This is a genomic window from Streptomyces triticirhizae, assembly GCF_003696235.1.
Classification (GTDB): domain Bacteria; phylum Actinomycetota; class Actinomycetes; order Streptomycetales; family Streptomycetaceae; genus Streptomyces; species Streptomyces triticirhizae.
This window is the reverse complement of record NZ_RFFJ01000005.1, coordinates 19,527-32,489: the sequence shown is the minus strand read 5'-3', so window position 1 is coordinate 32,489 and position 12,963 is coordinate 19,527. Positions and strand designations below refer to the sequence as shown.

Below are 12,963 nucleotides of genomic sequence, written 5' to 3'. Positions count from 1 at the left end.
CGTCGGCGGGACATCAGGATGCGGCTGCGCGGCGGCAGGACCGGGCTGCGCGCGGTGACGCACGACCGCTGGTTCGCCCGTTCCTTCGACCGGTTCCTGGTCTTCGGCGAGGACGGGCTGGTGCGGGAGACGCCCGAGGCGGTCTGGGACGAGCGGCGGGTGCGCAGGTCCCGGTAGGGGCGCAGGTCCCGGCGGGGGGGCGGGCTCGTTTTGACCCCTTCGGGAGGGGCGCGGTATTCTGCCTGGTCGATAATGCGTTTGGCTTGCTCGATCTCACGTGAGGGGCCCAGCGCCGGTCCACCAGGACGGTCGCCAGCGGACGGCACCCCGGTTTGCGTCACCGGATGCCGACGGTTCTGCTGATCGCCGGGTGGCCTTGTCAGGAACCACTCACTGAAAAGCGAAGGCTACGACCCGTGCGTACGTACAGCCCCAAGCCCGGCGACGTCCAGCGTCAGTGGCACGTCATCGACGCCGCCGATGTCGTGCTGGGCCGCCTGGCCTCCCAGGCCGCCACCCTTCTGCGGGGCAAGCACAAGCCCGTGTACGCACCGCACGTTGACACCGGTGACTTCGTCATCATCGTCAACGCCGACAAGGTGCACCTGTCCGGCAACAAGCGGACCCAGAAGCTCGCCTACCGGCACTCCGGCTACCCGGGCGGTCTCCGCTCGGTGCGCTATGGAGACCTTCTGGAGAAGAACCCCGAGCGCGCCGTCGAGAAGGCCGTGCGCGGGATGCTCCCGAAGAACACCCTCGGCCGCCAGATGCTCTCCAAGCTGAAGGTCTATGCCGGCCCCGACCACCCGCACGCGGCCCAGCGGCCCGTGCCGTTCGAGATCACCCAGGTCGCGCAGTAGTCCGGCCACACCCTAAGACGTAGAGACATCTCAAGGAGAATCGTGGCCGAGACCACCCCCGAGAACCTGGACGCCGAGGTCCCCGAGGTCGAGGAGTACACCACCGAGAGCGCCAGCGAGGACTTCGCCGCCTCCGGCGAGCAGCTGAACGCGCGCTTCGGTGACCCGCTCCCCGGCGCCGGGACCGGCCGTCGGAAGAACGCCATCGCCCGGGTCCGGATCGTTCCGGGCACCGGCAAGTGGCGGATCAACGGCCGCACCCTGGAGGGGTACTTCCCCAACAAGGTGCACCAGCAGTCCGTGAACGAGCCGTTCAAGGTGCTGGAGCTGGACGAGCGCTATGACGTTGTCGCGCGCATCGCCGGCGGCGGCATCTCCGGCCAGGCCGGCGCGCTGCGCCTCGGCGTGGCCCGCGCGCTGAACGAGGCGGACGTGGAGAACAACCGCGGCCCGCTGAAGAAGGCCGGCTTCCTGACCCGTGACGCCCGCGCGGTGGAGCGGAAGAAGGCCGGTCTGAAGAAGGCTCGTAAGGGCACGCAGTACAGCAAGCGGTAATCGCCGGCAGGATTTTGCTCACGCCCCGGCAGCACTTCCGTGCTGCCGGGGCGTCCCCTTTTATAGGGTCAACGGGGAATCGACAGGGAATATCGGTCACGGGCCGCGTGGGTGAACTCGGAGGAAAGACAGTGGGACGACTCTTCGGTACGGACGGGGTACGCGGTGTCGCCAATGCGGATCTCACGGCGGAGCTGGCGCTCGGCCTGTCCGTCGCGGCGGCGCGGGTGCTGGCCGGGACGGAGAGTCGGGACAGTACGTGCGGTCGCCGGCCCACCGCCGTGGTGGGCCGCGACCCGAGGGCCTCGGGCGAGTTCCTTGAGGCGGCCGTGGTCGCCGGGCTGGCCAGCGCGGGCGTGGACGTGCTGCGGGTGGGCGTGCTGCCGACCCCGGCGGTGGCGTATCTGACGGGCTCGCTGGGCGCCAGCTTCGGCGTGATGCTCTCCGCCAGCCACAACCCGATGCCGGACAACGGGATCAAGTTCTTCGCGCGCGGCGGCCACAAGCTGGCCGACGAGCTGGAGGACCGGATCGAGGCGGTCTACCGCGAGCACGCCGCCGGCGAGCCCTGGGACCGCCCGGTGGGCGCCGGCGTCGGCCGGGTCACCGAGCACACCGAGGGCTTCGACGCCTATGTGGCGCACCTGGTCGGGGTGTTGCCCAACCGGATCGACGGCCTGCGGATCGTCGTGGACACCGCGCACGGCGCGGCCTCGCGGGTCGCGCCCGAGGCGTTCGCCCGGGCCGGCGCCGATGTGATCAGCATCGGCGACGACCCGGACGGGCTCAACATCAACGACGGCTGCGGCTCGACCCACCTGGACGCGCTGCGCGACGCGGTGCTCGCCCACGAGGCCGACCTGGGCATCGCGGTGGACGGCGACGCGGACCGCTGCCTGGCCGCCGACCGGACCGGCGCCGAGGTGGACGGCGACCAGATCCTGGCCGTGCTGGGCGTCGCGATGAAGGAGGCCGGCACGCTCCGTGAGGACACGGTGGTCTCCACCGTGATGTCCAACCTGGGCTTCACGCTCGCCATGGAGCGCGAGGGCCTGCGGGTGCGGCAGACCGCCGTCGGCGACCGCTATGTGCTGGAGGAGATGTGGAACGGCGGCTTCTCGTTGGGCGGCGAGCAGTCCGGCCATGTGATCGTTCTCGACCACGCGACCACCGGGGACGGCACCCTCACCGGGCTGCTGCTGGCCGCCCGGGTGGCGGCGACCCGCCGCCCGCTGGCGGAGCTGGCGGGGGTGATGGTGCGGCTGCCGCAGGTGTTGATCAACGTGCGGGACGTGGACCGGGCCCGGGTCGCCGACAGCAGGGAGCTGGCCGAGGCGGTGGCCGAGGCCGAGCGGCAGCTCGGCGAGACCGGCCGGGTGCTGCTGCGGCCCTCGGGGACGGAGCCGCTGGTGCGGGTGATGGTGGAGGCGGCGGACGCGGCGCAGGCGCGGGCCGTGGCCAGCGGACTGGCCGACGTGGTCAAGTCCGCGCTGGGCTGAGGCCGTTCGGAGAATCCGGGACGCGTGCCCCGGCCGACGCCGGGGCGCGCCGGCCCTCTCCGGTCAGAGCTTGCGCAGCCGCAGCCCGGCGACCGCGTGGTCGGGGCCCTTGCGCAGCACCAGCGAGGCCCGACCCCTGGTCGGGGCGATATTGTCCACGAGATTCGGCTCGTTCACCTCGCGCCAGGTCTTCCTGGCGAAGTCCAACGCCTTTTCCTCGGGAATCTCCGCATACCTTCGGAAGAAGGAGCGCGGGTCCTGGAACGCGGTGGCCCGCAGCGCCAGGAATCGTTCCAGATACCAGCGTTCGATGTCGGCGACGCGGGCGTCCACATACACCGAGAAATCGAAGTAGTCCGCCACCCCGATCCGTCCGGGCGGCGCCGGCTGGAGCACGTTCAGCCCTTCGAGAACGAGGATGTCCGGGCGCACCACGGTCTCCCGCTCACCGGGCACGATGTCGTACACCAGATGCGAGTAGACCGGCGCGCTCACCTCCGCCCGGCCCGACTTCACCTCCGCCACGAAACGGGTCAGCGCCCGCCGGTCGTAGGACTCCGGGAAGCCCTTGCGGCGCATCAGGCCGCGCCGCTCCAACTCGGCGTTGGGCAGCAGGAATCCGTCGGTCGGCACCAGCGCCACCCGGTAGCCCTCCGGGCCCTGCGCCAGCAGCGCGCGCAGCAGCCTCGCCACCGTCGACTTGCCGACGGCCACGCTGCCCGCGATGCCCACGACGAACGGTGTCGCCGGCTGCGGCCCGCCCAGGAAGCCGCCGACCCGGGCACGCAGCTGGCGGGCCGCGTCGATGTGCAGCCGCAGCAGGTCGCAGAGCGGCAGGTAGACGTCCCGCACCTCGGCCACGTCGATCACGTCGCCGAGGCCGCGCAGCCGTTCCACCTGCTCGGCGGTCAGCGGCGATGCGGCCCGGTCCCTGGGGCGGCCCCAGTCGGCGCGGGAGAGGTCCACGTAGGGGGTGGGGCGCGTGGCGCGCGTGGCGCGCTGCGGGCGCGTTCCGCGCGCCGGCGCGCGACCCGAACGCGCGCGCCGGCTCGGGTCTTCGGGGCGGCTCGGGTCTTCGGGTCGGTTCGGGTCTTCGGGTCGGTTCGACGGCTCGGGAGGGTTCGGCTGCTCGGAGGGTGAGGTTGCCACGCGCCTCATTGTTCCGTCCGGTTGTCGCGTCCGGCTTGGCACCCCGTGCGGCGACCCCGATACGCTGCCCGCATGTGCGGGATCGTGGGGTACACGGGTGTCCAGTCCGCCCTCGACGTGGTGCTGGCCCAGCTCGGCCGGGTGCGCCGGCTCGAGCACGATGCCTGCGGCGTCGCGGTGCTGGCCGACGGCGGCCTGGCCTGCTCCCCGCCGGCCGACTCCCTCCCGGCGCTGACCGAGGCGCTGCGCACCCACCCGCTGCCCACCGGCGGCAGCGGCATCGGGCTCAGCCGCGACGCCCGGGACGCCCCCGAGAACGCCGGCCCCCAGCTGGACGAGGCCGGGCGGGTGGCCGTCGCGCTGATCGGGGAGCCGACCAACGGGCCCGCGCTGGCCGAGGAGTTGACCGAACGCGGCCACCCGCTGCGCACCGGAACCGTGGGCGAGGCGGTGGCCCGGCTGCTGGCCGAGGCGTTCTCCTCCGCGTACGAGCCGGCCGAGGCCGCGCGCCAGCTGTGCCGCGCGCTCGACGGCGACTTCGCGCTGCTCGCGCTGCACGCGGACGCCCCCGACACCGTGGTCGCGGCGCGGCGCGGCCTGCCGCTGACGGTGGGGCTGGGCGCCGGCGAGGCGCTGCTCGCCTCCGACGCGGCGGCGCTGGAGGCGCAGCGACCGCAGGAGGTCGTCTCGCTGGACACGACCCCCGGCGAACAGGTGGTGCTGCTGCGCCGCGAATGGGACGAGGTGCGGTGCGAGATCACCGACGCCGAGGGGGGCGTGCTGCGCGCATGATCGTGGGCGTGGGTATCGACGTGGCGGAGATCGACCGGTTCGCGCGGTCCCTGGAACGCACCCCCGAGCTGGCGCGGCGGCTCTTCGTCGAGGCGGAACTGGTGCTGCCGAGCGGGGAACGACGCGGCGTCGCGTCCCTGGCCGCGCGGTTCGCGGCGAAGGAGGCCCTGGCGAAGGCGCTGGGCGCGCCCGGCGGCCTGCGCTGGACGGACGCGGAGGTGATCCAGACCGAGTCCGGCCAGCCGCGCCTGGAGGTACGCGGCACGGTCGCCGCCCGCGCGGCGGCGCTGGGAGTGACGTGCTGGCACGTCTCCCTGAGCCACGACGCGGGGGTGGCGTCGGCGGTGGTCATCGCGGAGGCGGGGGCCTGACCGGCCGGAGGCGGAGCCTCCCGGCCCCTGACGGGCCGGGCCGGCGCGTTCCTCGGAGGTGACCGGGCGGGGGAAGCCGGGGGGCGTCGCGGCCACCTCCGGGACTGTGTCTCCGGGGCTGTGTCTCCGGAACTGTCTACGGGATCGTGGCGCCCCAGGTGGGCGCGTCCAGACTCGTGTCGTCGGTGTCGTCGGTGTCGTCGCCTCCACAGCCTGTCAAGGCGAGAACGGTCGCGGTGGCGGCTGCGATCAGCAGCGTGCGGGTGCGGGTCATGTGGAGAGCGTGGCGCCGGAGTTGGGGAGAGATGTGGCCGAAGTGCCCGTTCCGTGACGGTGGCCGTCGGGGGCGCTTTGCCCGGGGTCTGCGGCGGCCCTCAGGCCAGCAGCGAGAGCAGTTCCGCGTGGGTGTCCGCGTCGGCCGCCGCCACCAGGCCCCGGCCGGGGCCGTCGGCGCCGTCGATGTCGGTGACCACGCAGCCGGCGGCCCGGCACAGCGCGATGCCCGCCGCGAAGTGCACGCTGTCGGCGAGGTCGCCGCCGTCGGTGACATACGCCGCGCGCCGGCCGGCGGCGACCCAGGCCAGCGCCAGGGTGGAGGACACGACGCGCGGCCGGAACCGTTCGACGAACCCGGGGTGCGCCAGCAGTTCCACGGCCCGGAAGCCGGGCGCGTTCGGGAACGGCGGGTCGAGGTTGACCAGCCGCGTGGCCGGGGTGGGCGCCAGGGGCGCGTCGCCCCGGTCGAGCGGCCCGGCGGCCCGGGCCCAGGCGGTCCTTCCGTCGGTGCCGAAGACCTCCCCGCCGAACGGGTCGGCCACCGCCGCCGGGCCGCCGCGCAGCGCCACCTCGACGTCGGACCGGCCACCGGCACCGTCGGACCCCGCCCTGGGACTGTGCATGGACCGCAGCCTAGGTCGTGTCCGGGTGCCGGCCGGCAGCCCCCGAAAGCCGCCAGCCGTCACCCCGTCAGCGACCGCCACGCCGTCGGCAGGGCGTCCGTCACGCCGGACGCCGTCGCCGGCATCGGGGCCGCGCGGCCCGCCAGGCCGTGGAGGTGCGCGGCGACCGCGCCCGCGTCGCGGGCCGCGAGGCCGGCGGCCAGCAGTCCGCCCGCCAGCCCGGAGAGCACGTCGCCGCTGCCGGCCGTCGCCAGCCACGGCGTGCCGGTCTCGTTGACCAGCACCGGCCCGGCCGGATCGGCGACCAGCGTCGTCGAACCCTTCAACAGCACGGTGGCGCCGAAGCGTTCGGCCAGTTCGCGCACGGAGGCCAGCCGCCGCGACTCCACCCGTTCCCGCGCCACGCCCAGCAGCGCCGCCGCCTCGCCCGCGTGCGGGGTGAGCAGCGTCGGCGCCGAACGGGCGCGGACCCGCGCCGGGTCCAGGCCGCGCAGCGCGTCCGCGTCGAGGAGCAGCGGAACGTCGGCTGCCAGCACCTCGTGCACCACCCGTTCCGCCTCCGGGTGGTCGCCGAGTCCCGGCCCGGCCACCCACGCCTGCACCCGCCCGGCCTCGGCCGGGGTGCCGGGGCTGACCAGCGTCTCCGGGTGACGGGCGATCACCGCGCCGTGGGCCGGGCCCGCGTAGCGGACCGCGCCGACCCCGCCGTGGAGCGCCCCGCCGACGGTGAGCACGGCCGCGCCCGGGTAGCGGGCGGAGCCGGCGGCGACGCCCAGCACGCCCCGCCGGTACTTGTCGCTCTCGCCGGTCGGCCTCGGCAGCAGCGCCGCCACCTCGGCCGGGGTGAGCGCCGCGGCCTCGGGCTCGACGGGCAGCAGCGGGCGCAGCCCGATGTCCACCAGCCGCACCTCGCCGGCGTGTTGCCGCGCCGGGTCGACGAGCAGCCCCGGCTTGAGGGTGCCGAAGGTCACGGTGAGCGCGGCCGGCAGCACCGGCCCGTGCACCTCGCCGGTGTCGGCGTCGATGCCGCTGGGCAGGTCGACGGCGATGACGGGGGCGCCGGACGCCGTGACCCGTTCCGCCAACTCGGCGGCCACCGGCCGCAGTCCGCCCCGGCCGCCGATGCCGGTGATGCCGTCCACCACCATCGAGGCCCGCCCCAGCAGCGTGGTCAGGGCGCCGGGCGCGATGTCGGCGACCGCGAGACAGCGCCCGCCCGCCGCCCGCAGCGCGGCCAGCCCCGCCGGGTGCGCGCGGTCGGGTGCCAGCAGCAGCGCGTTGACGCCGATGCCGCGCCGCGCCAGCCGGGCGCCGGCGAACAGCGCGTCGCCGCCGTTGTCCCCGCCGCCGACGAGCAGCACCACGCGGGCGACGGTGCGCCGGCCGAGGCCGGGCCGCAGCAACTCGGCGCAGGCGGCGGCCAGTCCTGCGGCGGCCCTGTTCATCAGCGTGCCTTCGGGGAGCCTGGCCATCAGCGCGCTCTCGGCGGCGCGCACGGTCTCCACTCGGTAAGCAGTCCTCATGGGCCCCAGTCTGCCCAGCGCTCCGCCCCGCCGGGCGCGCCCGGCGCGTCAGGACCACCCGGCGGGGCCGGCGTGGCCCGGGCCGGCGGGACGCTGGGGCGCGCGGCGGGCTTGCTGCGACACTGGTGGGCGATGAACGACCATGCAACGACAGGGGGACCGGGCGAGGGGCCGCCCCTGCGCGCGGACATCGACCTCGCCGCGCTGCGCGCCAACGTGCGGGCGCTGCGCCGTCGCCTCGTCGGCGGCGCGGCGCTGATGGCCGTGGTCAAGGCCGACGCCTACGGCCACGGGATGCTGCCCTGCGCGCGGGCCGCCCGGCAGGCGGGGGCGCGTTGGCTGGGGACCGCGACGCCCGCCGAGGCGTTGGCGCTGCGCGCGGCCGGCGACACGGGCCCGCTGCTGTGCTGGCTGTGGACGCCGGACGGGCCCTGGCGGGCGGCGGTGGAGGCGGACATCGACGTCTCGGTGAGCGGCCGCTGGGCGTTGGACCTCGCGGTGGCCGCCGCGCGGGCGGCCGGCCGGACGGCCCGGGTGCAGCTGAAGGCCGACACCGGGCTGGGCCGCAACGGCGCGCCGTCGGCCGACTGGCCCGAGCTGGTCGCGGCGGCGCGCGCCGCCGAGGAGGCGGGCGCGGTGCGGGTGACCGGCGTCTGGTCGCACCTGGCCTGCGCGGACGAGCCGGGGCACCCGTCGATCCGGCCGCAACTGGCCGCGTTCGCCGAGGCGTTGGCCGTCGCCGAACGGGCCGGGCTGCGACCGGAGGTCCGCCATCTGGCCAACTCGCCCGGCACGTTGACCCTGCCGGAGGCGCACTACGACCTGGTGCGCACCGGCGTCTCCGTCTACGGCCTGTCGCCCTCGGCCGAGGTGGGCACGCCCGAGGACTTCGGGCTGCGCCCGGTGATGACGCTGAGCGCGCGGCTGGCGCAGGTGAAGCGGGTGCCCGGCGGCCACGGCGTCTCCTACGGCCACCACTACACGACGCCCGGCCCGACCACGTTGGCGCTGGTGCCGGCCGGCTACGCGGACGGCGTTCCCCGGCACGCCTCGGGCTGCGGCCCGGTGCTGGTCGCCGGGAAGTGGCGCACGGTCGCGGGGCGGGTGGCGATGGACCAGTTCGTGGTGGATCTCGGCGGGGACAGCGCGGGGGTCGGCGACGAGGCGGTGCTCTTCGGTCCTGGCGACCGGGGCGAGCCGACGGCCGAGGACTGGGCGCGCGCGGTGGGCACCATCGGCTACGAGATCGTCACCCGGATCGGCCCCCGGGTGCCCAGGATCTATCACGGGGCGGAGCCGGGCCCCGGGGAACCGGCGGACTGACCCGATGAGCGGACCGACCCGATGAACTGGGCGACGAGGGCGGGCATAGCGGGGCTCGCGCTGGGGGCGGTGGCCACCACGGTGGCGGTGGAACGGCTGACGGTGAGCCGTTCGGTGCGCCGGCAGGCCAGGGAGGCGCTGGACGCGGCCGGCCCGTTCGGCACCCTGCGGGGCGTGCCCGGCACGGCGGTCGCCGACGACGGGACCGAACTCCACTACGAGGTCGAGGAGTTGGAGCGGGACCCGGGCGGCGGGACGGCGGGCACCGTGGTGTTCTGCCACGGCTACTGCCTCAACCAGGACGTCTGGCACTTCCAGCGCGCCGCGCTGCGCGGCCGGGTGCGCGCCGTCTACTGGGACCAGCGCGGGCACGGGCGTTCCGCGCCGGGGCGCGCGCAACGGGAGCGCGGGGAGCCGTTGCACATCAAGCAGTTGGGGCGCGACCTGCGGGCGGTGCTGGACGCCGCCGCGCCCACCGGGCCCGTGGTGCTGGTGGGGCACTCGATGGGCGGCATGACGGTGATGTCGCTGGTCGAGCAGCACGCCGACTATGTGGCCCGCCGGGTCGCCGGCGCCGCGCTGCTGTCCACGTCGGCGGGCGACCTGACGCAGGTGACCTACGGCTTCCCGCCGCTGGCGGTGCGCGCCGCCCGCCGCGCCGCGCCCGGGGTGCTGCGGCTGCTGGGCTCCCAGGCCGAACTGGTGGAACGCGGCCGGCGCGCGGTCGGCGACCTGTACGCCGGGCTGATACGCCGCTACTCCTTCGGCGAGCCGGACGCGGTCGACCCGGCGGTGGCCAGGTTCGCGGAGCGGCTGATCGAGTCGGTGCCGATCGACGTGGTCGCCGAGTTCTACCCGGCGTTCGCCGAGCACGCGACCTGGGAGGCGCTGACCACGCTGCACACGCTCTCCGAGGACCTGCCCGCGCTGGTGCTGGTCGGCGACCGGGACGAGATCACCCCGCCCGAACACAGCCGGCGGATCGCGTCGGCGCTGCCGGCGGCCGAGTTCACCACGCTGTCGGGGGCCGGCCACCTGGTGACGCTGGAACGCCCCGAGGCGGTGACCGCGCACCTGGAGGAACTGCTCACCCGTAGCATCGGGTGCCATGGGCCAACAGCTGACTGAACCGCGCCTCACCCGCACGGTGGAGACGCCCGAGGGGATGACGGAGCTGGGTCGGCGCCTCGCCGGGCTGCTGAGGGCCGGCGATCTGGTGCTGCTCAGCGGGGAGTTGGGCGCCGGCAAGACGACGCTGACGCGCGGCTTGGGCGCCGGGCTCGGCGTGCGCGGCGCGGTCACCTCGCCGACGTTCGTGATCGCCCGGGTCCACCCCTCGCTGGGCGCGGGCCCGCCGCTGGTGCACGTGGACGCGTACCGCCTGGGCGGCGGTCTTGAGGAGATGGAGGACCTGGACCTCGACGTGGCGCTGCCGGAGTCGGTGGTGGTCGTCGAGTGGGGCGAGGACCGGGTCGAGGAACTGGCCGACGACCGGCTCCACGTGGTGATCCACCGGGCGCTGACGTCCCCCTCGGGCGTGGCCGGGGGAGACGACGGGGGAACGGACGCGCGCGAGGTGACCCTGCGGGGCGTCGGCGCGCGCTGGCGCGGGGTCGACCTGGCGGCCCACCTTGGCGGCGGGACGGTCTAGCTGTGCTGTCCCGGGACGTTGGTGACACGCGGGCCGGGTGTTCGAACGGGTGAGGGCCTTCCGGGTTCGGTGTGGATTGCGACATCTACCGCCGACCGCCAGGAGGTTCTCGTGTCCCACCGTAACGCCCCGCTGACCCCGACCGGCAGGCTGCGTCTGGCCCGGTGTGGTCGTCGAGGACGGCTGGCCGCTGCGACGGGCCGCGGAACGCTTTCAGGTCAGTCACACCACCGCCGCCCGCTGGGCCGACCGTTACCGGCGACTGGGCGCGGCCGGGTCCCGTCAGGGGACGACGACCACCAGCACGCCGTCCCGGGCGAAGTCCCACATCGCCGCGCCGTCCTCGCGGGACTGGCGGATGCCGCCCGTGCCCCGCGTCGCCTCGGGGTTGGGCGTCGAGCCGTCCAGCGCGGCGGAGAAGCCGAACACCGTTCCGTCGGGCGCGACATGGAAGACCACCGCGTGTTCCATCGGCACCCCGTCCGAGCCGGTGCCGCGCTCGGAGCGCGAGCTGACCGCGTAGGTGCCCGGCTCGGGGCTGAGCGCGCTGGGGAAGACCTCGTAGGTGGACAGCAGCGTCTCGCCGCCGTCCGCCTCGACGTCCACCAGCCACACCCGCCGCTGCTCCAGCGCGTAGACCACCCGGCGGCCCTCGCCCGACTCGGCCGGTACCGGCGGCTCCTCGGCGGCCCCGCCCTCCTCGGCTCCGCCGTCGCCGTCGCCGTTGGCACCCTCGCCCTCCTCGGGCGAGGGGGTCGCGCGGGAGGGCGGCGGGGGCCAGTTGTCGGCCGCCGACGCCTGGTAGGCGAAGAACCCGATGACGGCGAGGGCGAGCGCGGTCAACGCGGCGACGAAGACGCCGGAACCGGAACCTGAGCTGTGGCGCGCCACGGTGTCGTTGCCGCCTTTCGGGACGAGAGCCGCGTTCGTTCGCGACGAGAGCCGCGTTCCCGACGTGCTCTGCCTGGGACCTGTCAAGATTTCGGACGCGGAGGCCCGGGCGGGCTCCGCCCATCGAAGCTACCAGGCGTCGGGGGGACTTCGGCGGCGCCGTACGCTTGCTGCGTGCTGCTGCTCGCCCTGGACACCGCGACCCCCGCCGTCACCGTTGCCCTCTTCGACGCCGAGGCGGGCCGGGTGCTCGCCGCGCGGGAGCGGGTGGACGCCCGCCGGCACGGGGAGTTGCTGATGCCGTCCGTCGACGCGGTGCTGACCGAGGCCGGGCGGCGGATCGCCGACGTCGGGGCGCTGGTCGCCGGCACCGGGCCCGGTCCCTACACGGGGCTGCGCGTCGGCCTGGTGACGGCCGCCGCGCTGGGCGCCGCCCGGGGCGTTCCGGTGTACGGGGTCTGCACCCTCGACGGCATCGCGCACGCCAGCGGGCTGCGCGAGCCCTTCGTGGTGGCGACGGACGCCCGCCGCAAGGAGGTGTACTGGGCCGAGTACGCCGACGCCGACACCCGCGTCGGCGGCCCGGCGGTGGACCGCCCGGGCGAGATCGCCGAACGGGTCGCCGACCGGCCGGCGGTGGGCGCGGGCACCGCGCTCTACCCGGAGGCGTTCCCCGGCGCGCGCGCCGATCTGCCGGCGCACGCCTCCGCCAGCGCGCTGGCGGCGATCGCCGCCAGCGCGCTGGCCGTGGGCGCGCCGTTGGACGCGCCCCGGCCGCTCTATCTGCGCCGTCCGGACGCGCGCGAGCCGGCGGGCTACAAGGCGGTCACGCCCCCGCCGGCGGAGGCGAGCGCCAGGCGATGAGCCAGAGCGACCGGACCAGCGGGGCGAACGGCGCGAACGCGACGGCCAGCGGCGTGACGTTGCGCGCGATGCGCTGGTGGGACATCGAGCCGGTGCTGGCCCTGGAGGCCGAGCTGTTCGCGCAGGACGCCTGGTCGGCGGGGATGCTCTGGTCCGAACTGGCCGGCGCCGGCGGGCCGGAGCCGACCCGCGACTACGTGGTGGCCGAGGCCCCCGGCGAGGTCGGGCTGGCCGGCTATGCCGGGCTCGGCGTGGCCGGGGACGTCGCCGAGGTGATGACCATCGGCGTCACCGGCGCCCACCAGGGCACCGGGCTCGGCGGCCGGCTGCTGACCCGGATGCTGGCGGGCGCGGCGGCGTTCGGCAGCACGGCGGTCATGCTGGAGGTCCGGGTGGACAACGAGCCGGCGAAGCGGCTCTACCGCCGCTTCGGCTTCGAGCAGGTCGGCATCAGGCGCGGCTACTACCAGCCGGGGAACCGCGACGCGCTGGTGATGCGCAGGGAACTGGCCGCCGGGCGGCCCGACCCGGCGAGCCCGGGCCCCGACACGAACGAGCCGGACATGGAAGAAAGCGAATCCTGAGG

15 protein-coding genes and 2 pseudogenes are annotated in these 12,963 nt (G+C 75.4%); 12 read left to right on the top strand and 5 right to left on the bottom strand.

Features of this window, described 5'->3' with window-relative positions; genetic code table 11:
- Positions 1 to 18: 18 nt before the first annotated feature.
- From EBN88_RS30370 to glmM, 4 genes are all read left to right on the top strand, one after another.
- Positions 19 to 177 carry a hypothetical protein gene (locus tag EBN88_RS30370; RefSeq protein WP_158621303.1) on the top strand — a complete coding sequence of 53 codons (159 nt, stop codon included), beginning with the start codon at positions 19 to 21 and terminating at the stop codon, positions 175 to 177.
- Positions 178 to 416: 239 nt separating this feature from the next.
- A complete protein-coding gene (gene rplM / locus EBN88_RS02155) occupies positions 417 to 860 on the top strand; it encodes a 50S ribosomal protein L13 (protein WP_122182059.1) in 444 nt (147 codons plus the stop codon).
- A 42-nt stretch (positions 861 to 902) separates the two neighbouring features.
- Complete coding sequence (rpsI, locus tag EBN88_RS02150) at positions 903 to 1,415, top strand: 30S ribosomal protein S9 (protein WP_122182058.1); 513 nt, start codon at positions 903 to 905, stop codon at positions 1,413 to 1,415.
- A 131-nt stretch (positions 1,416 to 1,546) separates the two neighbouring features.
- The gene (glmM, locus tag EBN88_RS02145; protein WP_122182057.1) at positions 1,547 to 2,914 is read left to right on the top strand and encodes a phosphoglucosamine mutase; all 1,368 of its coding nucleotides are present in this window, start codon (positions 1,547 to 1,549) and stop codon (positions 2,912 to 2,914) included.
- 63 nt (positions 2,915 to 2,977) lie between these two features.
- Here glmM and coaA read toward each other — a convergent pair whose 3' ends face one another.
- The gene (gene coaA, locus EBN88_RS02140) at positions 2,978 to 3,880 is read right to left on the bottom strand and encodes a type I pantothenate kinase (RefSeq protein ID WP_233580390.1); all 903 of its coding nucleotides are present in this window, start codon (positions 3,878 to 3,880) and stop codon (positions 2,978 to 2,980) included.
- Between the two features lie 255 nt (positions 3,881 to 4,135).
- Here coaA and EBN88_RS02135 point away from each other — a divergent pair, with 255 nt between their 5' ends.
- A complete protein-coding gene (locus tag EBN88_RS02135; RefSeq protein WP_122182055.1) occupies positions 4,136 to 4,855 on the top strand; it encodes a class II glutamine amidotransferase domain-containing protein in 720 nt (239 codons plus the stop codon).
- The gene (locus tag EBN88_RS02130; RefSeq protein WP_122182054.1) at positions 4,852 to 5,226 is read left to right on the top strand and encodes a holo-ACP synthase; all 375 of its coding nucleotides are present in this window, start codon (positions 4,852 to 4,854) and stop codon (positions 5,224 to 5,226) included. The genes EBN88_RS02135 and EBN88_RS02130 overlap by 4 nt, the downstream gene beginning before the upstream one ends.
- A gap of 136 nt (positions 5,227 to 5,362) precedes the next feature.
- On the opposite strand, the gene EBN88_RS30365 is transcribed toward EBN88_RS02130, so the two are convergent.
- The 3 genes and pseudogenes from EBN88_RS30365 to EBN88_RS02120 form a co-directional block, all read right to left on the bottom strand.
- Positions 5,363 to 5,500, bottom strand: coding sequence for a hypothetical protein (locus EBN88_RS30365; RefSeq protein ID WP_158621302.1), 138 nt, complete (start codon positions 5,498 to 5,500; stop codon positions 5,363 to 5,365).
- Positions 5,501 to 5,600: 100 nt separating this feature from the next.
- Positions 5,601 to 6,077, bottom strand: a pseudogene (locus tag EBN88_RS02125) (inositol monophosphatase family protein); the annotation flags it as partial.
- A gap of 107 nt (positions 6,078 to 6,184) precedes the next feature.
- A complete protein-coding gene (locus EBN88_RS02120; RefSeq protein ID WP_122182053.1) occupies positions 6,185 to 7,648 on the bottom strand; it encodes an NAD(P)H-hydrate dehydratase in 1,464 nt (487 codons plus the stop codon).
- 132 nt (positions 7,649 to 7,780) lie between these two features.
- Here EBN88_RS02120 and alr point away from each other — a divergent pair, with 132 nt between their 5' ends.
- From alr to EBN88_RS02100, 4 genes and pseudogenes are all read left to right on the top strand, one after another.
- Positions 7,781 to 8,971 (top strand): alanine racemase, encoded by a 1,191-nt coding sequence (alr, locus tag EBN88_RS02115; RefSeq protein WP_122182110.1) that lies wholly within the window; start codon positions 7,781 to 7,783, stop codon positions 8,969 to 8,971.
- Between the two features lie 21 nt (positions 8,972 to 8,992).
- The gene (locus EBN88_RS02110) at positions 8,993 to 10,099 is read left to right on the top strand and encodes an alpha/beta fold hydrolase (RefSeq protein WP_122182052.1); all 1,107 of its coding nucleotides are present in this window, start codon (positions 8,993 to 8,995) and stop codon (positions 10,097 to 10,099) included.
- A complete protein-coding gene (tsaE, locus tag EBN88_RS02105; RefSeq protein WP_122182051.1) occupies positions 10,080 to 10,622 on the top strand; it encodes a tRNA (adenosine(37)-N6)-threonylcarbamoyltransferase complex ATPase subunit type 1 TsaE in 543 nt (180 codons plus the stop codon). The genes EBN88_RS02110 and tsaE overlap by 20 nt, the downstream gene beginning before the upstream one ends.
- A 111-nt stretch (positions 10,623 to 10,733) precedes the next feature.
- Positions 10,734 to 10,953 (top strand): annotated as a pseudogene (locus EBN88_RS02100) (helix-turn-helix domain-containing protein); the annotation flags it as partial.
- Here EBN88_RS02100 and EBN88_RS02095 read toward each other — a convergent pair.
- A complete protein-coding gene (locus tag EBN88_RS02095; RefSeq protein WP_122182050.1) occupies positions 10,905 to 11,513 on the bottom strand; it encodes a hypothetical protein in 609 nt (202 codons plus the stop codon). The pseudogene EBN88_RS02100 and the gene EBN88_RS02095 overlap by 49 nt on opposite strands.
- A gap of 174 nt (positions 11,514 to 11,687) precedes the next feature.
- Between EBN88_RS02095 and tsaB the strand changes: the two genes are divergently transcribed.
- Positions 11,688 to 12,377: a tRNA (adenosine(37)-N6)-threonylcarbamoyltransferase complex dimerization subunit type 1 TsaB gene (gene tsaB / locus EBN88_RS02090; protein ID WP_122182049.1), complete on the top strand. Its 690-nt coding sequence runs from the start codon at positions 11,688 to 11,690 to the stop codon at positions 12,375 to 12,377.
- Positions 12,374 to 12,961, top strand: a complete 588-nt coding sequence (rimI, locus tag EBN88_RS02085; RefSeq protein ID WP_122182048.1) for a ribosomal protein S18-alanine N-acetyltransferase — start codon at positions 12,374 to 12,376, stop codon at positions 12,959 to 12,961. Before tsaB ends, rimI begins: the two co-directional genes overlap by 4 nt.
- Positions 12,962 to 12,963: the final 2 nt, after the last annotated feature.